This window comes from Mycobacterium colombiense (genome assembly GCF_001953985.1).
Taxonomy (GTDB): domain Bacteria; phylum Actinomycetota; class Actinomycetes; order Mycobacteriales; family Mycobacteriaceae; genus Mycobacterium; species Mycobacterium colombiense_B.
In genome coordinates this window covers 1-21,074 of record NZ_MBEI01000001.1, presented here as the reverse complement: position 1 = coordinate 21,074, position 21,074 = coordinate 1, and the positions used below count along the sequence as shown (strand labels likewise).

Annotated in this window: 19 protein-coding genes; 4 read left to right on the top strand and 15 right to left on the bottom strand. The window is 68.3% G+C overall.

Features of this window, described 5'->3' with window-relative positions; genetic code table 11:
- Window positions 1–51: 51 nt before the first annotated feature.
- On the top strand, window positions 52–459 hold the full coding sequence (locus A5732_RS00095) for a hypothetical protein (protein WP_065126869.1): 408 nt from the start codon (window positions 52–54) through the stop codon (window positions 457–459).
- 55 nt (window positions 460–514) lie between these two features.
- On the opposite strand, the gene A5732_RS00090 is transcribed toward A5732_RS00095, so the two are convergent.
- On the bottom strand, window positions 515–2,557 hold the full coding sequence (locus tag A5732_RS00090; RefSeq protein ID WP_076099836.1) for an NAD(+) synthase: 2,043 nt from the start codon (window positions 2,555–2,557) through the stop codon (window positions 515–517).
- Between the two features lie 59 nt (window positions 2,558–2,616).
- Between A5732_RS00090 and A5732_RS00085 the strand changes: the two genes are divergently transcribed.
- Both A5732_RS00085 and A5732_RS00080 read left to right on the top strand, forming a co-directional pair.
- Complete coding sequence (locus A5732_RS00085) at window positions 2,617–3,156, top strand: cysteine hydrolase family protein (RefSeq protein ID WP_076054138.1); 540 nt, start codon at window positions 2,617–2,619, stop codon at window positions 3,154–3,156.
- A 17-nt stretch (window positions 3,157–3,173) separates the two neighbouring features.
- Window positions 3,174–4,022, top strand: a complete 849-nt coding sequence (locus A5732_RS00080; protein ID WP_076099833.1) for an NAD-dependent protein deacetylase — start codon at window positions 3,174–3,176, stop codon at window positions 4,020–4,022.
- On the opposite strand, the gene A5732_RS00075 is transcribed toward A5732_RS00080, so the two are convergent.
- Entirely contained in the window at window positions 4,019–5,296 is a 1,278-nt protein-coding gene (locus A5732_RS00075; RefSeq protein ID WP_076099968.1) for a cytochrome P450, read from the bottom strand. The two genes, A5732_RS00080 and A5732_RS00075, sit on opposite strands and share 4 nt — an antisense overlap.
- Before the next feature lie 105 nt (window positions 5,297–5,401).
- On the opposite strand from A5732_RS00075, the gene A5732_RS00070 reads away from it, so the two are divergent.
- Window positions 5,402–6,052, top strand: a complete 651-nt coding sequence (locus tag A5732_RS00070; RefSeq protein ID WP_076099830.1) for a TetR/AcrR family transcriptional regulator — start codon at window positions 5,402–5,404, stop codon at window positions 6,050–6,052.
- Window positions 6,053–6,088: 36 nt separating this feature from the next.
- Here A5732_RS00070 and proB read toward each other — a convergent pair whose 3' ends face one another.
- The 13 genes from proB to A5732_RS00005 all read right to left on the bottom strand — a co-directional run.
- Window positions 6,089–7,192: a glutamate 5-kinase gene (proB, locus tag A5732_RS00065; RefSeq protein ID WP_076054131.1), complete on the bottom strand. Its 1,104-nt coding sequence runs from the start codon at window positions 7,190–7,192 to the stop codon at window positions 6,089–6,091.
- A complete protein-coding gene (obgE, locus tag A5732_RS00060) occupies window positions 7,189–8,637 on the bottom strand; it encodes a GTPase ObgE (RefSeq protein ID WP_076054127.1) in 1,449 nt (482 codons plus the stop codon). The genes proB and obgE overlap by 4 nt, the downstream gene beginning before the upstream one ends.
- 61 nt (window positions 8,638–8,698) lie before the next feature.
- Window positions 8,699–8,965, bottom strand: a complete 267-nt coding sequence (gene rpmA, locus A5732_RS00055; RefSeq protein ID WP_008255217.1) for a 50S ribosomal protein L27 — start codon at window positions 8,963–8,965, stop codon at window positions 8,699–8,701.
- Between the two features lie 15 nt (window positions 8,966–8,980).
- A complete protein-coding gene (rplU, locus tag A5732_RS00050; protein ID WP_007769829.1) occupies window positions 8,981–9,292 on the bottom strand; it encodes a 50S ribosomal protein L21 in 312 nt (103 codons plus the stop codon).
- 224 nt (window positions 9,293–9,516) lie between these two features.
- The gene (locus A5732_RS00045; RefSeq protein ID WP_076099828.1) at window positions 9,517–12,372 is read right to left on the bottom strand and encodes an Rne/Rng family ribonuclease; all 2,856 of its coding nucleotides are present in this window, start codon (window positions 12,370–12,372) and stop codon (window positions 9,517–9,519) included.
- A gap of 334 nt (window positions 12,373–12,706) precedes the next feature.
- Entirely contained in the window at window positions 12,707–13,117 is a 411-nt protein-coding gene (ndk, locus tag A5732_RS00040) for a nucleoside-diphosphate kinase (RefSeq protein ID WP_076099825.1), read from the bottom strand.
- A gap of 86 nt (window positions 13,118–13,203) precedes the next feature.
- Window positions 13,204–13,587: a DUF4233 domain-containing protein gene (locus A5732_RS00035; RefSeq protein WP_076054123.1), complete on the bottom strand. Its 384-nt coding sequence runs from the start codon at window positions 13,585–13,587 to the stop codon at window positions 13,204–13,206.
- Entirely contained in the window at window positions 13,584–15,056 is a 1,473-nt protein-coding gene (gene folC / locus A5732_RS00030) for a bifunctional tetrahydrofolate synthase/dihydrofolate synthase (RefSeq protein ID WP_076054121.1), read from the bottom strand. The genes A5732_RS00035 and folC overlap by 4 nt, the downstream gene beginning before the upstream one ends.
- 7 nt (window positions 15,057–15,063) lie before the next feature.
- Entirely contained in the window at window positions 15,064–17,721 is a 2,658-nt protein-coding gene (locus A5732_RS00025; RefSeq protein ID WP_076099822.1) for a valine--tRNA ligase, read from the bottom strand.
- 77 nt (window positions 17,722–17,798) lie between these two features.
- Window positions 17,799–18,413, bottom strand: coding sequence for a LysM peptidoglycan-binding domain-containing protein (locus A5732_RS00020; protein ID WP_076054117.1), 615 nt, complete (start codon window positions 18,411–18,413; stop codon window positions 17,799–17,801).
- A gap of 172 nt (window positions 18,414–18,585) precedes the next feature.
- On the bottom strand, window positions 18,586–19,185 hold the full coding sequence (locus tag A5732_RS00015) for a DUF937 domain-containing protein (protein ID WP_076099820.1): 600 nt from the start codon (window positions 19,183–19,185) through the stop codon (window positions 18,586–18,588).
- A gap of 110 nt (window positions 19,186–19,295) precedes the next feature.
- Window positions 19,296–20,552: a saccharopine dehydrogenase family protein gene (locus A5732_RS00010; protein WP_076099819.1), complete on the bottom strand. Its 1,257-nt coding sequence runs from the start codon at window positions 20,550–20,552 to the stop codon at window positions 19,296–19,298.
- Window positions 20,553–20,666: 114 nt separating this feature from the next.
- The coding region (locus A5732_RS00005) for a transglycosylase family protein (protein ID WP_290439389.1) at window positions 20,667–21,074 on the bottom strand (408 nt) is incomplete at its 5' end.

Genomic DNA, 21,074 nt, shown 5'->3' with positions numbered 1-21,074 from the left:
TCGCGAGCAGCGTCGGTGGTGATCGCAGTTCGCCATCGAGAAAGGAACATCATGTCCGCAATCACGATCGACCGCACGGGCACCCGGGACGGTTTGCTTCGCCTCGCCATGCGGGCCGACGCCGCCATCAGCGGACTGGTCGGCCTGGCCGGTATGCCGTTCGCCGGCTGGCTCGCCGACATCTCGGGCACCACGAAGGCGTTCGAGTACGGCATGGGCGCGTTCTTGATCGCCTACGGCATCGTCGTGTTCGGCCTGGCCGCCCTGCCCTCGGTGCGGCGCGCCGGCCTGGCCGTGATCATCGCGAACGTGGCGTACACGGTGGCCGCAATCGTTCTCGTGCTCGCCGACGTCTTCCCGTTGACGTCGACCGGCGTGGTGTTGAACCTGGCGGCCGGCGTGTACACGCTGGTGTTCGCCGAACTGCAGTACCAGGGCTGGCGCCGCGCGAAGGCCTGAGCCGGAACGCTCGGGGCCCGCTCGGTGCCGCCGAGCGGGCCCATGAGTGGGCGAGCTAGTCCTCGGGGACCTCGCGGTCGATCTCGTCGAGCCAGATGCGGGCCGACATGTCGGACGGCGCGCGCCAATCCCCCCGCGGCGACAGCGAACCACCGTGCGACACCTTGGGCCCATTGGGCAGGGCCGAACGCTTGAACTGGCTGAACGAGTAGAACCGCTGCACGAAAACCTGCAGCCAGTGCCGAATTTCCTTCAGCGAGTATGACGGCCGTTTGTCCTCGGGGAAGCCGGGCGGCCAGATGCCGTGCTCGGGATCGCTCCACGCGTGCCAGGCCAGGAAGGCGATCTTTGACGGCCGGAATCCGAAGCGCAGCACGTGGAACAGCGAAAAGTCTTGCAGCGCAAACGGGCCCACTTTCGCCTCGCTGCTCTGCAGCTCCTCCTCCTCGCCGCTGGGAACCAGCTCGGGGGTGATCTCGGTGTCGAGCACCGACTGCAGCACCTCGCTGACCTCCGGCTCGAACTGTTCCGACGAGATCACCCAGCGGATCAGGTGCTGGACCAGCGTTTTGGGCACGCCGCCGTTGACGTTGTAGTGCGACATCTGGTCGCCGACACCGTATGTCGACCAGCCCAGCCCGAGCTCGGACAGGTCGCCGGTGCCCAGCACGATGCCGCCGCGCTGGTTGGCCAGCCGGAACAGGTAGTCGGTGCGCAAACCGGCCTGGACGTTTTCGAAGGTGACGTCGTACACCTTCTCGCCCCGGGCGAACGGGTGGTCCATCTCCTTGAGCATCAGCGCCGCGGTCTCCCGAATGTCGATCTCGGAGAACGTCACACCCAGCGCGCGGCACAGTTCGGCCGCGTTGCGTTTGGTGTGTTCCCCGGTCGCGAATCCGGGCAGCGTGAACGCCAGAATGTCACTGCGCGGCCGTTGTTCGCGATCCATCGCGCGGGCGGCGACGATCAGGGCGTGCGTCGAGTCCAGTCCGCCGGAGATCCCGATGACGATTTTCGGGAAATCCAGTGCGCGCAGCCGCTGTTCGAGACCGGCGACCTGGATGTTGTAGCCCTCGAAGCAATCCTGTTCCAGCCGTTGCGGATCGGCGGGAACGAACGGAAAACGCTCCACATCGCGCCGCAGCCCGATGTCGCCGCCCGGGGGGTCAAGCCGGAACTCGACGCGCCGGTAGGTGTCCGTCGTCGTCCGGTGGTGGCGCCGGTTGTCGTCGAAGGTGCCCATCCGGAGCCGTTCCGAGCGAAGCAATTCGATGTCGATGTCGGCGATGCTGAGTCGCTCGCCTTTGGGGAATCGCTCGGACTGGGCCAGCATCACCCCGTTCTCGAACACCATGGTCTGACCGTCCCAGGCCAGGTCGGTCGTCGATTCGCCTTCCCCGGCAGCCGAATACACGTAGGCGGCCAGGCACCGTGACGAGGCCGAACGGGCCAGCAGGCAGCGGTCCTCGGCGCGGCCGATCGTGATCGGGCTGCCGGACAGGTTGGCCAGCACCGTCGCACCCGCCAGCGCGGCCTCCGCGCTGGGCGGGATCGGCACGAACATGTCCTCGCAGATTTCCACGTGCAAAACCAGGCCGGGGACGTCGGAAGCCTCGAAGAGCAGGTCGGGGCCGAACGGCACGTCGGCGCCCGCGACGCGGATGGTGCCGCGCTCGTCGTCTCCGGGAGCGATCTGGCGGCGTTCATAGAACTCCCGGTAGGTGGGCAGGTATGACTTCGGTGCCACCCCGAGCACCGCCCCGCGGTGGATGATCACCGCGGCGTTGTAGATCCGGTGCCGATGACGCAGCGGCGCCCCAACGACAAGGACCGGCAGCAATTCGGCCGAGGCCGCGACGATCTCCGCTACTGCCTTCTCCACATCGTCGAGCAGCAGGTCCTGCAGCACGATGTCTTCGATGGAATACCCGGACAGCGTCAGCTCGGGGAAGACGGCCAGCGCGACGGCATCGTCGTGGCACTCCCTGGCCATCCGCAGCACCGATTCGGCATTCGCGGCCGGGTCACCGATGACCGTGTGGTGCGTGCATGCGGCGACGCGGGCGAAGCCCTGGCTGTAAGCGTTGTAAAAGTCCATCGCCCTTCCATTGTCGTCCCATGCGTGTCAACTCCTAGCCGCCGGGTATCCCGGACGGCATGAGTGACACCGCTGTCTTAGTGGTCGACATGATGAACACATATCAGCATCCCGACGCTGAAAATCTAATACCCAAAGTCGAGAAGATCATCGATCCTTTGACCGATTTGGTTCGGCGGGCGCGTGCAACCGATGGCGTCGACCTGGTGTATGTCAACGACAATTACGGCGACTTCACCGCGGAGTTCTCCGACATCGTCCGCTCCGCGTGCGAAGGGGCCCGGCCCGATCTGGTCAAGCCGATCGTGCCGACCGAAGAGTGCCGCGTGATGACGAAGGTCCGGCACAGCGCGTTTTATGCGACGGCGCTGGCGTACCTGCTCAACCGGCTGGAAACCAAGCGGCTGATCATCACCGGTCAGGTCACCGAGCAGTGCATCCTCTACACCGCCCTGGATGCGTACGTCCGGCACTTCCCGGTCGTGATCCCGACCGACGCCGTCGCACACATCGACCCCGACCTCGGCGAGGCGGCGTGCAAGATGATGGAACAAAATATGTCCGCCGAGCTCACGACCGCGGCCGATTGCCTGGGCTGATCCGTACCCTGGATGAGGTGACCGTCGGCCGCGCAGAATCGCCTGAACTGGTCACGCTGCTGGCGGGTCGCCGGATCGCGGTGCTGACGGGCGCGGGCATCTCCACCGATTCGGGCATTCCCGACTACCGCGGGGCCGACTCGCCGCCGAGCAATCCCATGACGATCCGACAGTTCACTGGCGATCCGGCGTTTCGGCAGCGGTATTGGGCACGCAACCACGTCGGTTGGCGGCACATGGACAACACCATGCCCAACGCCGGCCACCGGGCACTCGCTGCGCTCGAGGACGCGTCGGTGGTCACCGGCGTGATCACGCAGAACGTCGACCTGCTGCACACCAAGGCCGGCAGCCGCGCCGTCATCAACCTGCACGGCACCTACGCGCAGGTGATCTGCTTGGACTGTGCATCCACCATGACGCGGGCCGCGTTAAGCGAGCGGCTGGAGGCGCTCAACCCCGGCTTCATCGAGCGCGCCGAAGCGATCGGGGGGCTCGCGGTGGCTCCCGACGCCGACGCGGTCGTCGCCGATACCGCGTCGTTCCGCTATCTGGATTGCGAGCGCTGCGGCGGCATGCTCAAGCCGGACATCGTCTATTTCGGCGAAAGCGTTCCCAAAGACGTTGTGGCGGAAGCTTATAGGTGGGTCGAACGCGCCGACGCGCTGCTGGTCGCGGGCTCGTCGCTGACCGTGTTCTCCGGCTACCGGTTTGTGCGGCACGCCGCCGCGCTGGGCATCCCGGTGGGGATCGTCAACCGTGGCCGTACCCGCGGCGACGACCTGGCCACCGTCAAGGTCGACGGCGGCTGCTCGGAGTTGCTGGCCCTGCTCGCCGACGAGTTAGCGCCCCTGGCAACGCATTAGAAGGTGCACGGCATGGCGCGGATGGCGTGCACGAAATTGCCCGCCAGGTAGGTGGGCTCACCCGCCTCGATGTCGGGCAGCTGACCGAACAGCTCGCCGAAGATGGCCCGCAGCTGCGCGCGGGCCACGTGCGCACCGAGGCAGAAGTGCAGCCCGCCTCCGCCGAAGCCGACGTGCGGATTGGGGTCGCGGCTCAGGTTCAGGCGTTCCGGGTGGTCGAACGCCTCGGTGTCCCAGTTGCCGGACGGATAGAACATGACCACCTTCTCGCCCGCCAGGATGGTCCGACCGCCCAGCTCGACATCCGTTGCCGCCGTGCGGCGGAAGGTCATGACCGGCGTCGCCCACCGGATGAACTCCTCGATCGCGGTGCCGATGCGGTTGTCGAAATCCTCGAGCAGCCAAGCCTTCTGGTCGGGGAAGTCGGTGAGGGCGCGCAGCGTGTGGCTGATGGTCTGCCGGGTGGTGTCGTTGCCCGCCACGGAGAGCAGGACGAAGAACGCCGCCACCTCCGCATCTTCCAGGCGGTCGCCGTCCACCTCGGCGGTGACCAGGCTGCTGATCAGGTCGTCGCCGGGGTGCTCGCGACGTTGGGTGGCCAGGGTGCCGACGACCTGGTGCAGATACAGCTGGTTTTCCACCAGGACCTCCATCGCCGGGCGCCCGTCGAGGAATTCCGGGTCGGCCCAGGAGACCAGGGCGTCGGTGGCGTGCGCCATGCGCTCGCGCTCGGATTCGGGGATCCCCATCATGTCCGACAGGGTGCGGATGGGCAGTTCTTTGGCGCAGTGGTCGACGAAATCCACGCCGCTGCCGGCGGCCCGCAGTTCCTCGACGATGGTCTTGGCATTGGCCCTGATCGAGTCCTCGATGCGGCGAACCTGCCGCGGGCTGAGCGCGGCGTGAGCGAGCTTGCGCAGCTTGGTGTGTCGCGGCGGGTCCATCGCGAGGAACGACTGCGACGCCTCGAGTAGCTCCACCGGAATGCTCTCGAACATCACGCCCTGGCCGGACAGGAAGGCGTCGTTGTTGCGGCTGACCGCGACGATGTCGGAGCGCCGGGTGACCGCCCAGAAGCCCGGATCGGCGGGATCGGGCATCAGCGAGTCTTCGACGGGTGGATGCCAACTCACCGGGCGCTCGGCGCGCAGCACCGCGAAGGAGCGTTCCCGATCCGCCGCGGTGGTGGACCAGAACGCCCGCGAAGACAGATCGATCTCGTCGTAGGCCCGACCGGACTTGTCGGTCCCGGACTTACCCGTCATCACGGCCATGGTGATCCCTCCGTCTCGTATGACCCCGGTCACAGACTTCCCCGCGACGATATGCCTAGACATTGTGTCTAGTCAACATGTCGAATAGTCGGCTATGCTCGGCCCATGCCGTCGCTCACCCGCAAGCCGCAGGGCCACCGGAGCGTGGGGCGTGAGCAGCGGCGCGAGCAGATGGAGCGCCGCCTGCTGGACGCCACCGAGCGGCTGATGCGCGACGGTGCGAGCTTCACCGAACTAAGCGTCGATCGGCTCTCCGGGGAGGCCGGCATCTCGCGGGCCAGCTTTTACATCTACTTCGAGGACAAGGGTCATCTGCTGCGACGGCTCGCGGGCCAGGTGTTCGGCGATCTGACCGACGGCGCGCGGAGTTGGTGGAGCGTGGCCGGGCGGCATGACCCGGACGACGTGCGGACGGCGATGAGCCGCATCATCGCCACCTACCGGCGGCATCAGGCGGTGCTGGTCGCGCTCAACGAGATGGCCGCCTACGACCCGCTGACGGCGCAAACGTATCGCGAACTGCTGACCGGCATCTCCGAGCAGTTCACCCACGTCATCGAGGCCGGCCAGGCCGACGGCTCGATCCGCCCCGAGCTGGCCCCGCTGACCACCGCCAGCGCGCTGACCTGGATGGTCGAGCGGGCCTGTCAGCAGAACCTGCCGGCGAAGCCGCCCGACTACGATGCCGAACTGGCCGCGACCCTGGCCGAAATCGTTTGGGGCGCACTGTATCTCAAGCCAACCTCGGAGCGCTGACCCAGACCCCCGTCACCCGCACCGGCAAAGGTGCTTCTACACCGCCACCAGGTCGTCGGCGTGCACCGCGGGCCGGCGCAACTCGCCCGGCAGCTCAGAGGTTGAGCGGCCCATCATGGTGGTCAGTTCGGTCGCGTCGTAGGCGACCACGCCACGGGCCACCATCACGGCGTCCGGGTCGCGCAGTTCGACGACGTCGCCGGCGTAGAACCGCCCGGCCACCGCGGTGATCCCGGCGGGCAGTAGCGAGCGACGCTGCCGCACCACCGCGCGCACCGCACCCTCGTCCAGCGTGAGTTCGCCGGCCGCCTCGGCGGCGTAACGCACCCAGAACCGCCGCGCCGACATTCGTACCGGGCGCGCGGCAAACACCGTGCCAACCGAGGCGTCGGTGAGCGCGGTCGCGGCGTCGGCCGCGGCGGCCAGTAGCACCGGCACACCGGCGTCGGCAGCCAGCAGCGCCGACGACATCTTCGAGGTCATCCCACCGGTACCCAAATCGCTTCCGGGCCCGGCGATTACACCGATCAGATCGGCGGAGCCGGACACCTCCGGGATGAACCTAGCGCCATCGGTCTTTCGCGGATCCGAGTCGTAGAGCCCGTCGATGTCGGACAGCAACACCAAGGCCTCGGCGCCGACCAGGTGGGCCACCAGCGCCGAGAGCCGGTCGTTGTCGCCGAACCGGATCTCGTTGGTGGCAACGGTGTCGTTCTCGTTGACGATCGCCACCGCGTGCAGTGCGCGCAGCCGATCCAGCGTGCGCTGGGCGTTGGTGTGCTGGGCCCGCATCGAGATGTCGTGCGCGCTCAGCAGCACCTGCCCGACCGTGCGGCCGTATCGGGCGAACGCGGCGCTCCACGAATTCACCAGCGCCACCTGACCGACGCTGGCCGCGGCCTGCTTCGTCGCCAAATCCCTTGGGCGACGGGATAATCCGAGCGGCTCGATGCCGGCGGCGATGGCTCCCGACGACACGATGACGACGTCGGTACCCGCCTTCATTCGCGCCTCGATCGCGTCGACGAGCCCGGCCAACCGGCCGGCGTCGAACACCCCCGCCGGTGTGGTCAGCGCGTTCGTCCCCACCTTGACGACCAGGCTGCGCGCAGTGCGGATGACGTCGCGGTGCGCGCTCACGACTCCTCACCGTGTTCGCGGCGCTGGCGCCGGGCGGCCTTGCGTTCGGCGGCGCCGACTCGCTCGGTTCGCTCCAACCGTGCGTCGGTTCCGCGACCCGACAGCGTAACCTGTTGTCCGGCAGGCGTTTGCGGCTCCCAATCGAACGTCATGTCCCCGATGGTTACTTCGCAGCCCGGTCGCGCGCCCAGCCGCAGCAACTCCTCTTCGACACCGAGGCGCGCCAGCCGGTCGGCGAGGTATCCGACGGCCTCGTCGTTGTCGAAGTTGGTCTGACGGATCCACCGCTCGGGGCGCGCGCCGCTGACCACGAAGGCGCCCGGCTGCTGGGGATCGGGCTCGACGCTGAAACCGCTGTCGTCGACGGGAACCGGACGGATCACCGGACGGCGCGGCACAATCTCCGGCTGGGCGGCCTTGTACTCCGAGATCATCTTCCACAACCCGAAGATCAACGGCTGCAAGCCGTCTCGCGCGACCGTCGACACCAGGAACACCGGCCAGCCGCGCTCGGCGATCTCGTCACGGACGAATTCGGCGAGCTCGCGCGCCTCGGGCACGTCGATCTTGTTGAGCACCACCGCGCGGGGCCGCTCGGTCAGATCACCCAACGTGGCATCCCCTTGCAGGGTGGGCGTATACGCGGCGAGTTCGGCCTCCAACGCGTCGATGTCGGAGATCGGATCGCGGCCGGGTTCCGCGGTGGCGCAGTCGACGACATGCACCAGCACCGCGCATCGCTCGATGTGCCGGAGGAAGTCCAGCCCCAGGCCGCGGCCCTCGGATGCGCCCGGGATCAGGCCGGGCACGTCGGCGACGGTGAAGGTGTGCTCCCCCGCCGACACCACGCCGAGGTTGGGAACCAGCGTGGTGAACGGGTAGTCGGCGATCTTGGGCTTGGCCGCCGAGATCGTCGACACCAGCGACGATTTGCCGGCCGAGGGAAAACCGATCAGGCCGGCATCGGCGACCGTCTTGAGTTCCAGGGTGAGGTCGCGGGTCTGGCCCTGTTCGCCCAACAGCGCGAAGCCAGGAGCCTTGCGCGCCCGCGACGCGAGGGCGGCGTTGCCCAGCCCGCCCCGTCCGCCCGCGGCGGCTTCGAAGCGGGTGCCCGCGCCGACCAGGTCGGCCAGCAGCCGACCGTTCTCGTCGAGGACGACGGTGCCGTCGGGCACCTTGACCTCCAGGTCGGCGCCGGCGGCGCCGTCCCGATTGTTGCCCATCCCCTGCTTGCCAGAGGGCGCGGTGACGTGCGGATGGAAATGGAAGTCGAGCAGGGTGTGCACTTGCGGATCGACGACGAAGACAATGCTGCCGCCGCGCCCGCCATTGCCACCGTCGGGGCCGCCGAGCGGCTTGAACTTCTCGCGATGGACCGAGGCGCAGCCGTTACCCCCGGCACCGGCGCGCGCATGGATGACGACGCGGTCGACGAACCGAGGCATCGTGGGTCCTCTCACCTACCACCGGGCGCCGAAATCACCGGGCTGGGCCCGGAAACACGGGTCAGTCGGTGGCTTGTCCGGCCGCCACGATGTTGACGGTCTTGCGGCCGCGCTTGATGCCGAACTCGACGGCGCCGGCCTCCTTGGCGAACAGCGTGTCGTCCCCGCCGCGCCCAACACCCACGCCCGGGTGGAACTTGGTGCCGCGCTGCCGAACGATGATCTCGCCCGCCTTGACGACCTGGCCGCCGAATCGCTTCACGCCCAGCCGCTGCGCGGCGGAATCGCGACCGTTGCGCGAGCTGGAAGCGCCCTTCTTGTGTGCCATGTTCTGTCGCCTTCGCTACTTGATTCCGGTGACCTTCAGGACCGTCAGCTGCTGACGGTGCCCCTGACGCTTGTGGTAGCCGGTCTTGTTCCTGAACTTGTGGATACGGATCTTGGGGCCCTTGGTGTGCTCGAGCACCTCGCCGGTCACCGCGACCTTGGCCAGCGCGGCCGCGTCGGTGGTCACCTTGGCGCCGTCCACCACCAGCGCGACCGGCAGCGACACGTTCGAGCCGGGCTCGGATTCGAGCTTCTCGACCTTGACCACGTCCCCGACGGCGACCTTGTACTGCTTGCCGCCCGTCTTCACGATTGCGTAGGTCGCCATCGTCGCTCTGCTCCTTCTGCTAGCCGCTGCTCTGCGCGTCGCGCGCGAACCAGCCGCGGTGCGCGTGGTGGGTCTGGGTTGCGGGCCTGCGCCGATTCCCCGGGAGTCCCGCTGCCGCCGGCCAAGTTTTTCCTCGCCCGGCCTGACGACAACTGTCCAAGGGTACGTGACCAGCGGCTACAGGGTCAAACCGGACACGACCGGCGCCATCGGCGTCAGCCAGGTCAGTCCGCGTGGATCGGCGGTCCGGCCGGCCTGCCCGCGGCGCGCCGGCGCCTGGGGCGTCCCGAGACGGCCTGGCCGGCCCCGGCGGAGGCCTGCCCGGCGTCGGTGTCGTCCGAATCGTCGTCCTCGGTGTCCAGATCGTCGTCGTCGAGCTCGAGGTCCTCGTCATCGTCGCCGAGGTCCTCTTCGTCGTCGATGTCGTCGTCATCGTCCTCGTCATCATCATCGAGGTCGTCGTCATCGTCCGAATCGTCGTCGTCCGAGTCCTCGTCATCGGAATCGTCATCCGAGTCCTCGTCGTCGGTGTCGTCGAAGTCCTCTTCGTCGGTGTCCGCGACGCCACCGGCGCGTTCCGCCTCCTCCTGGTCGAGCTCGTCGGTGGTTTCTTCGGTGGTCTCGTCGGTCTCGTCGTCCTCGGACTGGTTGGAGGAGCCGGCCGCCATCGCCTTGAACATCGGATGCTCGCCCGGAGCGTGGGTGGGCACCTTGGCCACCACCTGCTCCTCGGCCTTGTTCTTCTTGCGCCTGCCCCGGCGGCCGCCCCCACCGGATTCGGACTTACGCCCGCTCGACGGGGCCGAATCGACCGGGTCGGTGTGCAGCAGGATGCCGCGCCCACCACAGTTGGAGCACGACGTCGAGAAGGCTTCGATGAGGCCGGTGCCCAACCGCTTGCGGGTCAGCTGGACCAAACCAAGCGAGGTCACCTCGGACACCTGATGGCGGGTGCGGTCGCGGGCCAGCGCCTCGGTCAGCCGCCGGAGCACCAGATCGCGGTTGGACTCCAGCACCATGTCGATGAAGTCAATGACCACGATGCCGCCGATGTCGCGCAGCCGCAGCTGGCGCACGATCTCCTCGGCCGCCTCGAGGTTGTTCTTGGTGACGGTCTGCTCGAGATTGCCACCGGACCCGGTGAACTTGCCGGTGTTGACGTCGACCACCGTCATGGCCTCTGTCCGGTCGATCACCAGCGTGCCGCCCGACGGCAGCCACACCTTGCGTTCCATCGCCTTGGCCAGCTGCTCGTCGATGCGGTGCACCGCGAACACGTCCGGCCCGGCCTGCCCGTCCGGCCCGTCGGCCGTCTCGTACTTGGTCAGCTTCGAAACCAGGTCGGGGGCAACGGTATTCACGTAGTCGTTGATCGTGGTCCAGGCCTCGTCACCGGAGACGATGAGGCCGGCGAAGTCCTCGTTGAACAGGTCGCGGATGACCTTGACCAGCACGTCGGGCTCTTCGTAGAGGGCCACCGCGGCGCCGGCGGCCTTCTCCTTGATCTCGATCGCCTTGGCCTCGATTTGTTTCCAACGCTCCTGCAGGCGGGTGACGTCGCTGCGGATGTCCTCTTCCTTGACGCCCTCGGACGCGGTCCGGATGATCACCCCGGCATCGGACGGCACGACCTCACGCAGGATCTCTTTGAGTCGCTGACGCTCGGTGTCGGGCAGCTTGCGGCTGATCCCGGTCGACGACGCCCCCGGCACGTAGACCAGGTAGCGGCCCGCCAGCGACACCTGGGTGGTCAGCCGCGCGCCCTTGTGCCCGACCGGGTCCTTGCTGACCTGAACGACGACATAGTCGCCGGGTTTGAGCGCTTGTTCGATCTTGCGGTCGGACCCGCCGAGTCCGGCGGCTTCCCAGTTGACCTCGCCGGCGTAGAGCACACCGTTACGGCCGCGGCCGATGTCGACGAACGCCGCCTCCATCGACGGCAGCACGTTCTGCACGATGCCCAGGTAGATGTTGCCCACCAGGGAGGCCGACGCGGCCGAGGTGACGAAGTGCTCGACGACGATGCCGTCCTCGAGCACCGCGATCTGGGTGTACCGCGCCCCCTGATGCGGCTGCTCGGTGCGGACACGGTCGCGCACGACCATCATCCGCTCGACGGCCTCGCGGCGGGCCAGGAATTCGGCCTCGGTCAGTACCGGGGGGCGGCGCCGCCCGGCGTCGCGGCCGTCCCGGCGCCGCTGCCGCTTGGCCTCCAGCCGGGTGGAGCCGTTGATGCCCTTGATCTCGTTGTTCGAGCCTCCGGAGTCGTCTCCGCCCTTGCCGCTGCGGGGCGACCGCTCATGCACCACGGTGTTGGGCGGATCGTCCGGCGATGAGCTCTCGTCACTGTCGTCGCCCGATCCGGATTTGCGCCGCCGGCGCCGCCGGCGGCGGCGGTTGCCGCCGTCTGCCGAGCCGTCGTCACCGTTGTCGGAATCGTCGGAGTCGTCGGAGTCGTCGGCATCTTGGCCGTCGGAGTCCTCGGGGTCGGCTTGACCGCCCTTCTTGCCCCGCGGTTGCGCCTCGTCGTCGTCACCGTCGTCGCCCTGCCCGTCGGATCCGCCCTGCTCACCGCGCCCGCGGCCGCGGCCGCGCCGGCCGCGGCGCCGCCGCCGGTTCGACGGCCGGTCGGACTGCTCGTCGTCGTCGCCGTCGGAATCGTCGGAGTCGTCGCTGTCATCGGCGCCGGCCTCCTCCTCGCGGGCATCGATCGGCTGGGGCGCAACGAAGAGCGGCATGTAATGCGGACGCTCGGCGGCGTTGTCCGGGGTCTCGAGCAACAGCCGGGATTCGGGTTCATCGGCCTCGGTTCCGCCCGCCGCCGGTGCGCTGTCCGCGTCCTCCGCGCTCGCCGAGGGCTGCGCGGAGGCCAGCAGGTCGCGCACCCGGACCGCGTCGTCACGGTCCACGGTGGAATGTGCGCTGCGGATTCGCCCGTCCAGCTCGCTCAGGGCGTCCAGAACGCGCTTGCTGGTGGTTCCCAGCGTTCGGGCCAGCGAATGAACTCTTAAGCGGTCCGGCAGTTCCTCGGGCCGAGTCGATTCTTCTGATGGGTCTGCAGTCGGTGCACCGTCTACCACGTATTCTCCTCAAGCCCCCGGGCGCGTCTGTTGCGACGCGGCCACGCGAGGGCTTCGCTATGGACCCGGGCCACTTCTCCCGGGCTTGTAATGGTCTCGCCCCGAGCGGCCCAGGATCGCAGACCCACTCGGCGCCGTGCTGAATGACGGCTTGACATGCAGCGAACCAAGGCGACGGGGCTATTGGTCGCGCTTGTCTAAGTCTTCATTCGGGTGTCTGACGCCGGTCCGGCGACGTTCACCCGAGACCAGTATCCCACATCAGGTCGCCGACCCAGCCACACCTGATGCAGCCCGCTTCAGCAAAGTCGCTCGGGACGGCGTCCCCGCAGCTCTAAGCGTTGGGAAACCAGAGCGCGATTTCGCGCTTCGCGGACTCCACCGAATCCGACCCGTGCACGAGATTGAACTGGGTCTCCAACCCGAAATCGCCGCGGATCGTGCCGGGGATCGCCTTCTCCACCGGGTCGGTACCGCCGGCGAGCTGCCGAAACGCCGCGATCGCCCGCGGCCCCTCCACGATGGCCGCCACCACCGGTCCCGAGGTGATGAACTCCAGCAGCGACTCGAAGAAGGGCTTGCCGTCGTGTTCCGCGTAGTGCTGGACGGCGAGGTCGCGGCCGACGGGCCGCAGCTCCAGCGCAGCGATGGAAAGGCCCTTGCGCTCGATGCGGCCGATGATCTCCCCCACCAGCTGCCGCTGCACGCCGTCGGGCTTGATCAGTACCAATGTCCGTTCGGTCACGGCGCACAGCGTACATAACCAGGAGGCATTGGGTCGGGCGACGGCGGCCGGCCCTGCTCGGGTGGTTTTCGGCGCCTGCTGCCGGCCTAGGGCTGCCTGCGCCGGACCTCGGCCCGGAAGTAGGCGATCAGGGCCCACAGCCCGGTGAACAGCACGCCGATGAACCCCACCCCCGGGTAGACCGCGAAGCCGGCGAGCAGGATCACCTGTACGCCGAGGTTGGCCCAGATCGCCCAGGGTTTGCGCTGCACCGCGGTCATCAGGATCAGCAGTACGGCCAGCCCGACCAGGTAGGCCAGCGACACCGTCGTCAGGCCGCCGCCGACCGCGCCCACCACCGGGATCGCCAGCAGCACCACGATCGCTTCCAGAAACAGCGTCAGGGCCATCACCGCGCCGAAGCTGCGCCACGGGTCGGCCGGCGGTGCCGGGGCCCGTTCCTCCTCGGGGTTCTCGGGCACGCCGGTCATTGCGGATCACGACCGAACAGGGTCCGCGCCGCCCCGGCGGTGACCACCGACCCGGTGATGACGATGCCGGTGCCGGAAAAGGCTTCGGCTGGTCCGTCCACCGCGGCTTCGTCGACCAGCGCGGTCGCGACGTCGATGGCGTCGCGGAGGTTCTCGGCGGTGCTCACCCGGTCGGGCCCGAACCGCTCGCGCGCCGCCAGGGCCAGCGACTCGACGTCGAGCGCCCGCGGGGATCCGTTGTGGGTCACCACGACAGCGTCGAACACCGGCTGCAGGGCGGCCAGGATGCCGTCGACGTCCTTGTCGGCGAGCACGCTGAGGACCCCGACGAGATAGCGGAAGTCGAATTCGCCGGCCAGGGTCTGCGCCAGCGCGGCCGCACCGGCGGGATTGTGCGCGGCGTCGAGGAACACCGTGGGCGCGCTGCGCATCCGCTCCAGCCGGCCGGGGCTGGCGACGGCGGCGAAACCGGCGCGCACCGCCTCGACGTCGAGCTGACGCTGCGCACCGGCGCCGAAGAACGCCTCGACGGCCGCGAGGGCCAGCGCGGCGTTGTGCGCCTGGTGTTCGCCGTGCAGCGGCAAGTAGACATCGGAATACACCCCGCCCAGGCCCTGCAGCTGCAGCACCTGCCCGCCGATCGCGACCTGACGGCCCAGGACGGCGAACTCGGAATCCTCGCGGGCCACCGCGGCGTCGGCCTGCACGGTCTGGGTCAACAGCACCTCCATCGCCTCGGGGGCCTGACGTCCGATGACCGCGACCGTATCCGGTGCGCCCTCGGGCGCCCGGGTGATGATGCCGGCCTTCTCCCCCGCGATGGCGGCGAGATCGTCGCCCAGGTATTCGACGTGGTCGATGGAGATCGGGGTGATGACCGCGACGGGGGCGTTGATCACGTTGGTGGCATCCCAGCGGCCGCCCATGCCCACCTCGACCACGGCGACGTCGACGGGGGCGTCGGCGAACGCCGCGAACGCCATCGCGGTCAGCACCTCGAACTTGCTCATCGCGGGGCCGCCGTCCGCCTGCGACTGCGCGTCGACCATCTGCACGAACGGCTCGATCTCGCGATAGGTCGCCACGTATTGCGCCGGGGTGATCGGCTTGGAGTCGATCGAGATGCGTTCCACCGCCGACTGCAGGTGCGGGCTGGTGGTGCGCCCGGTGCGCCGGTGCAACGCGGTGATCAGCGCGTCGATCATCCGCGCCACCGACGTCTTGCCGTTGGTGCCCGCGACATGGATCGACGGGTAGGCCAGTTGCGGCGAGCCCAGCAGGTCCATCAGCGCGCTGATCCGGGTCAGGCTCGGCTCGATCTTGGTCTCCGGCCAGCGCTGGTCAAGCAGGTGCTCGACCTGCAACAGCGACGCGATCTCGTCCGGGGTGGGGTCCGGGTCGGGGATCTCGGCGGGTACCTCGTCCTGCGGCCAGTCAGGGTCCCGCGGCCAGTCGGGCGGCTCGGTCATAGGACCCTCACTGCAGCCCGGCTAGCCGCGCGTTGATCCGCTCGGTTTCCTCCTGGGCCAGGCGCTGACGATCGCGGATCTTGTCGACGACGTTTTGCGGGGCCTTGCCCAGGAATTCGTCGTTGGCCAGTTTCGCGGTGGTCGATGCCAGCTCCTTCTGCGCCGCGGCCAGATCCTTTTCCAGCCGGCGACGTTCGGCGGCGACGTCGATGGTGCCGGAGGTGTCGAGCTCGACGACGACGGTGCCGCCGGACAGCCGCACCTCCACCGACGCCGACGGGCGAAACTGCGGGCCCGCCGCGGTGAGCCACGCCAGCGACGTCACCGCGCTCACCTGGGTGCCCAGATCGGATTCGTCGACACCGGCCATCCGCGCCGGCACCTTCTGCCGGTCCGCCAGGCCCTGGTCGCTGCGGAACCGGCGCACCTCGGTCACCAGCTTCTGCATGTCGGTAATCCGTTGTGCGGCGACCTGATCCAGGCTGATCCCGGACGACTGCGGCCAGTCGGCGATCACCAGCGACTCTTGGGCCTCATCGCCGGTCAGCGCCTGCCACAGGGCCTCGGTGATGAAGGGGATCACCGGGTGCAGCAACCGCAGCAGGGTGTCCAGCGTCGCCGCCAGCACGGCCGTGGTGTGCGTAATCCCTTCGGCCAGTTGCGTCTTGGCCAATTCGACATACCAGTCACAGAATTCGTCCCACGCGAAGTGGTAGAGCGCCTCGCAGGCGCGACTGAACTCGTAGCTGTCGAACGCCGAATCAACCTCCGCGCGAACCTCTTCCAGCCGCCCGAGAATCCATCGGTCGGCGTCGGTGAGCTCGGCCGCCGCGGGCAGCGGGGCCAGCCTCGCGCCGTTGAGTAATGCGTAGCGGGTGGCATTGAACAGCTTGGTGCAGAAGTTGCGCGACGCGCGGACGTGGTCCTCGCCGACCGCCACGGCGCCGCCGGGGCTGGCGCCGCGGGCCAGCGTGAACCGCAGCGCGTCGGCCCCGAACGCGTCCACCCAGTCCAGCGGGTCGATGACGTTGCCCTTGGACTTGCTCATCTTGCGGCCGGACTCGTCGCGGATCAGCCCGTGCAGGAAGACATCGGTGAACGGCACCTGCGGACCGCGTCGGCTGTCAAGGGTGATGGCATCGTCGTCACCGACGAAGGTGCCGAACATCATCATTCTGGCCACCCAGAAAAACAGGATGTCATATCCGGTGACCAGAACGCTTGTGGGATAAAACTTCTCGAGCTCCGGGGTCCTGTCGGGCCAGCCGAGCGTGGAGAACGGCCACAAGGCGGACGAGAACCAGGTGTCCAACACGTCGGGGTCCTGCTCCCAGCCGTCCGGTGGTGTCTCGTCGGGGCCCACGCACACCTGTTCGCCATCGGGCCCGTACCAGATCGGGATGCGGTGGCCCCACCACAGCTGCCGCGAGATCGTCCAATCGCGCATGTCGTCGACCCATGCGAACCAGCGCGGCTCCAGGCTCGCCGGGTGAATCACGGTGTCGCCGTTGCGCACCGCGTCGCCAGCCGCCTTGGCCAGCGACTCCACCCGGACAAACCATTGCAGCGACAGCCGCGGCTCGATCGGCTCGCCGCTGCGCTCCGAGTGTCCGACGCTGTGCAGGTACGGACGCTTCTCCTCGACGACCCGACCCTCGGCCGCCAGCGCCTCACGCACCGCGACGCGGGCCTCGAAGCGATCCATTCCGTCGAATTGCGTTGCAGTGTCGACGATCCGGCCCTTGGTGTCCAGAATCGAGATCATCGGCAGCTGATGCCGGAGGCCGATCTCGAAGTCATTGGGGTCGTGCGCCGGGGTGACTTTGACCGCGCCCGTGCCGAATTCGGGATCGACGTGCTCGTCGGCGACCACCAGCAGCTGGCGGTCCACGAACGGGTGCGGGAGCGTGGTACCGACCAGGTCGCGATAGCGCTCGTCGTCGGGATGCACCGCGATCGCGGTGTCGCCCAGCATCGTCTCGACCCGGGTGGTGGCGACCACAATGTGCGGCTGCGAGTCGTCCATCGAGCCGTACCGGAACGACACCAGCTCGCCCTCGACGTCGAGGTAGTCGACCTCGATGTCCGAGATCGCCGTCTGCAACACCGGAGACCAGTTGACCAGCCGCTCGGCCCGATAAATCAGCCCGGCGTCGTAGAGCCGCTTGAAGATCGTGCGGACCGCCCGCGACAGACCCTCGTCCATGGTGAAGCGGTCGCGGCTCCAGTCCACGCCGTCGCCGAGCCGGCGCATCTGGCCGCCGATCGCGCCGCCGGACTCCCGCTTCCAGTCCCACACCTTCTCGACGAACAGCTCGCGGCCGAAGTCCTCTTTGGTCTTGCCGTCGACCGAAAGCTGCTTTTCCACCACGCTCTGGGTCGCGATGCCGGCGTGATCCATGCCCGGCTGCCACAGCACCTCGTAGCCCTGCATGCGCTTGCGGCGGGTCAGGGCGTCCATCATGGTGTGCTCGAGCGCGTGGCCCATGTGCAGGCTGCCCGTCACATTCGGCGGCGGCAGCACGATCGAGTACGCGGGCTTGGCGCTGTTAGGGTCCGCCGTGAAGTAGCCCGCGTCCACCCATTTCTGGTAGATCGCGCTCTCGGCCGCAGCGGGATCCCACGACTTGGGCAGGTCGGTGGCGGGGCTGCGGCTGGCGGTCACCCGTCAATTCTAGGGAGCGGTGTTTACCTTCATGTAAGCGCCCAAACCCACAGGTGGCGGGGTTGGGTGCCCGGTGATCAGGGAATCGTGAGCACTTGGCCGGGCTGAATCAGGTCCGGGTTGGAGATGCCGCTGGCGTCGGCGATCGCCTGATATCGGTTGCCGTCGCCGTAGAAGCGCTCCGCGATCGCCCACAGGGTGTCGCCGGAGGCGACGGTGTAGGTCCGCGCCGCGGGCTCTGGCTCTGGTTCTGGCGCTGGTTCTGCAGCGACCTCGGCAGGCGCCTCTTCAGCGACGGCATCCTCGGCCTGCGCGGCAGGCTCGCTGGCGGCGGCCTCGGGCGCCGGTGGCGGCGGGTTATCGGTCTCTGTGTGCGTCGACCACGCCGGCCCGTCGGAGGCATACAGCACCAAGTTGCGGTCGTCTTGAAGCACGAGTTTGACGTCCTTCTTGCCCTTGGTGTCGGTATGCCAGACCGGTTTATCCGCCGTGTAGAGGACGAAGTTGCCGTCGGGCTGCACCTCGGCACGCACCACATTTTGGCCCTCGGTTGACGTGGACCACAAAGCCTGGCCCCGCGAGGCCAACACCAGGTTGCCGTCGTCCTCCAGAGTCAAGGTGTAGGCGCCGTTGTTCGAGGCGAGCGATTCCCCGCGCACGAGCTTTTGACCACCAGTAAGCGTGTCTGACATAGCATTACCTTTCTCATCAACGCAGTCCGGCCACGCCAAGGCCGAACATTGCTCGTACCCGCTAGGGGCTGTTCGATCTCTTGATAGGGGCCTAGGCATCCCTCCCTCGACGCATTCGAAACCACCCGAGAAATACCGATGAAGACTCCGCGTGGATTTTTGCGGCGCTGGGCTACTTCTTGCCGCCGAGCAACCCACCGAGGATGTTCCCCAGCGCACCGCCCTTGCCGCCCAACACGTTTCCGAGAATGCCGCCAAAGGATTTGTCGCCGGAACCGGCACCGAGAATGCTGCCCAGAACTTCGCCCAGGGCGCCACCCGAAGCGGCCTGCGTCGTCCGCGGGACCGATTCCGGCGACCCCCGTCCTTCCGAATTGAGCTGTTTTCCGATGTATGCCAACACGATCGGGACCAAGACCGGCAGTAACTGCTTGAGCATGTCGCTGTTACCGGCGCCTCCCTTGGCCAGTGCCGACGCGACTTGATCGGCGTCGTTGCCAGCGAAGATCGTCGCGATCGCCTGCTGGCCGTCGCCCGCATCAACCCGGTCGACGTCCCCGCCGGCATCGAGCAGTCCACTGGCGGCGTGACTCGTGGCAGCTGACTCGATCCGGTCTGCTGCCGCGGGATCCTGCGAGTTCTGGTGCAGGCCGCTCAGCAGCACCGGCACCAGCGTGTGAACCGCGCTTACGACTTCGTCTTCGTTCGCACCGAGCCGTGTCGCGATTTCAGATGTAGGGATCTGGGCGTACAGATCATCAAGACCGGCCATCGGGGGTCACCCGCCTTTATTGCTGGATGTATGAGCCAAGTCAGATACGACACTAGACTCATGCGACCCCACACAACAGCCCTCGCGGTGGGCCATGCAACGCAACCGGATCAGTGCAGCCGCTCGACCTCCAATGTCACGCCCGCGGCGGGGAACCGGTCCAGCAGCGCGTCGCCCATCGCGGCCGCGGGGGTGAGAACGCCGTGCAGATCCGGGAGCTTGTCGCGGTCCACGGCCAGCGCGAGCCCGCACTCCCCCAGCAATACCGAAGTCGCCTTGTAGCCGGGGTCGCCGCGCTGTTCCATGCGCGCCACGTAGCGGGCGCCGGTGGTTGTGGTGGTGAACGTCTCGATCCGGTAGTAGCCGCGCTCCCGGGCGGCCTCGCTCGGGCCGGTTCCGGGTTTGGGCACGATGCGCTCCACCAGTTTGCGTGGCAGCAGCCGGAAATACCGGCTGCCCAATCCGAAGGTCGCCGCGCCGACCCCACCCACCACCGCGGATGCCACCGGAGCCAGCGGCGACGAGCCCAGGCTCATGCTTTCGCTGTACCGCAACTGGCGTCCGTAGGCCCAGTCCAGCAATGCGTTGCTGCGCCGCACAATTCGGGTGTTGTAGGGAGCCATCAGGAAGCCCGACGTCCACAACCCGGACAGTTCCGGCGCGATCCGACGACCCCGACGCCAGGGCAGATCGGGCTGGGGGCCGATATCGGGTTCCGCGCCGCGGTCGGTGGTCAGCGTGTAGGGGTCGGCGAGCTGGCGGCGGGCCTCGGGATCGCGGGAGGCGGTATCGAGCACTTCCAGCATCGACGCGACGGTTCCGCCGGACACGCCGCCGGAGAAGGAGCGGACCACCAGGTCGGTGTCGCCGAGCTCCCCGGCGCCGTCGTCGCGCGCCGCCCGGTAGAGCGCATACACGCTGAGGTCCGAAGGGACGGAATCGAATCCGCACGCGTGCACGATGCGGGCGCCGGTGTCCGCGGCCTGCTTGTGGTACACGTCGATGCTTTCGCGGACGAACATCGCCTCGCCGGTCAGGTCGGCGTAGTCGGTGCCCGCGCCGGCGCAGGCGGCCACCAGCGGCAATCCGTACCGGGTGTAGGGCCCGACCGTGGTGATGACGACCTGGGTGCGGGCCGCCATCTCATCGAGCGTCGAGGGCGACGACGCGTCGGCGTTCAGGATCGGCCACGACTGCGCGCTGTCGCCGAGAGTGTCGCGGACGGCGCGCAACCGGTCGGCCGATCTGCCGGCCAGCGCGATCCGCCTGTCCGGTGCCGAGGCGGCCAGGTATTCGGCGGTGAGTTTCCCGACGAAGCCGGTCGCCCCATACAGCACAATGTCGAATTCGCGCGGCGTTGCGGTCACGGGCCCGACGCTACCCGACGCCGGGGGTCGCACCCCCTGGAGCTAAGAAGTGCCGGGCACGAGCCCGGCACTTCTTATATGTATGACAGCGAAGCCGTCGGTTGCCGCTGCGGCTCAGCCGCGGCGGCCGCAGACCGGCCAAGCGCCGATGCCCTGCGAGTGCAGCACGTTCTCGGCAACCCGGATCTGCTCCTCGCGGCTCGCGCCGGACGGGGAACCCGACCCACCGTTGGCGTGCCAGGTGCTCGGGGTGAACTGGAGGCCACCGGAGAAGCCGTTACCGGTGCTGATCCCCCAGTTGCCACCCGACTCGCACTGCGCGATGGCGTCCCAGTTCACGCTGTACGCGCGGTGAGCGGGAGGCGGCGGGACGTCCGGGCCGGGCGGCGGTGCGTCCGGTGCCGGCGGCGGCGGAGCGTCGGGGGCCGGCGGCGGCGGAGCGTCCGGGGCCGGCGGCGGCGGAGCGTCGGGGGCCGGCGGCGGCGGAGCGTCGGGGGCCGGCATCGCCGGTGCGGCGGTGCT

Bases quoted from the DNA above. Each gene is read 5' to 3' on its own strand.
- A5732_RS00095 (WP_065126869.1), top strand. From the start codon at position 52: ATGTCCGCAATCACGATCGACCGCACGGGCACCCGGGACGGTTTGCTT.
- A5732_RS00090 (WP_076099836.1), bottom strand. From the start codon at position 2,557: ATGGACTTTTACAACGCTTACAGCCAGGGCTTCGCCCGCGTCGCCGCA.
- A5732_RS00085 (WP_076054138.1), top strand. From the start codon at position 2,617: ATGAGTGACACCGCTGTCTTAGTGGTCGACATGATGAACACATATCAG.
- A5732_RS00075 (WP_076099968.1), bottom strand. From the start codon at position 5,296: ATGGCCGTGATGACGGGTAAGTCCGGGACCGACAAGTCCGGTCGGGCC.
- A5732_RS00070 (WP_076099830.1), top strand. From the start codon at position 5,402: ATGCCGTCGCTCACCCGCAAGCCGCAGGGCCACCGGAGCGTGGGGCGT.
- obgE (WP_076054127.1), bottom strand. From the start codon at position 8,637: ATGCCTCGGTTCGTCGACCGCGTCGTCATCCATGCGCGCGCCGGTGCC.
- rpmA (WP_008255217.1), bottom strand. From the start codon at position 8,965: ATGGCACACAAGAAGGGCGCTTCCAGCTCGCGCAACGGTCGCGATTCC.
- rplU (WP_007769829.1), bottom strand. From the start codon at position 9,292: ATGGCGACCTACGCAATCGTGAAGACGGGCGGCAAGCAGTACAAGGTC.
- A5732_RS00035 (WP_076054123.1), bottom strand. From the start codon at position 13,587: ATGACCGGCGTGCCCGAGAACCCCGAGGAGGAACGGGCCCCGGCACCG.
- folC (WP_076054121.1), bottom strand. From the start codon at position 15,056: ATGACCGAGCCGCCCGACTGGCCGCGGGACCCTGACTGGCCGCAGGAC.
- A5732_RS00020 (WP_076054117.1), bottom strand. From the start codon at position 18,413: ATGTCAGACACGCTTACTGGTGGTCAAAAGCTCGTGCGCGGGGAATCG.
- A5732_RS00015 (WP_076099820.1), bottom strand. From the start codon at position 19,185: ATGGCCGGTCTTGATGATCTGTACGCCCAGATCCCTACATCTGAAATC.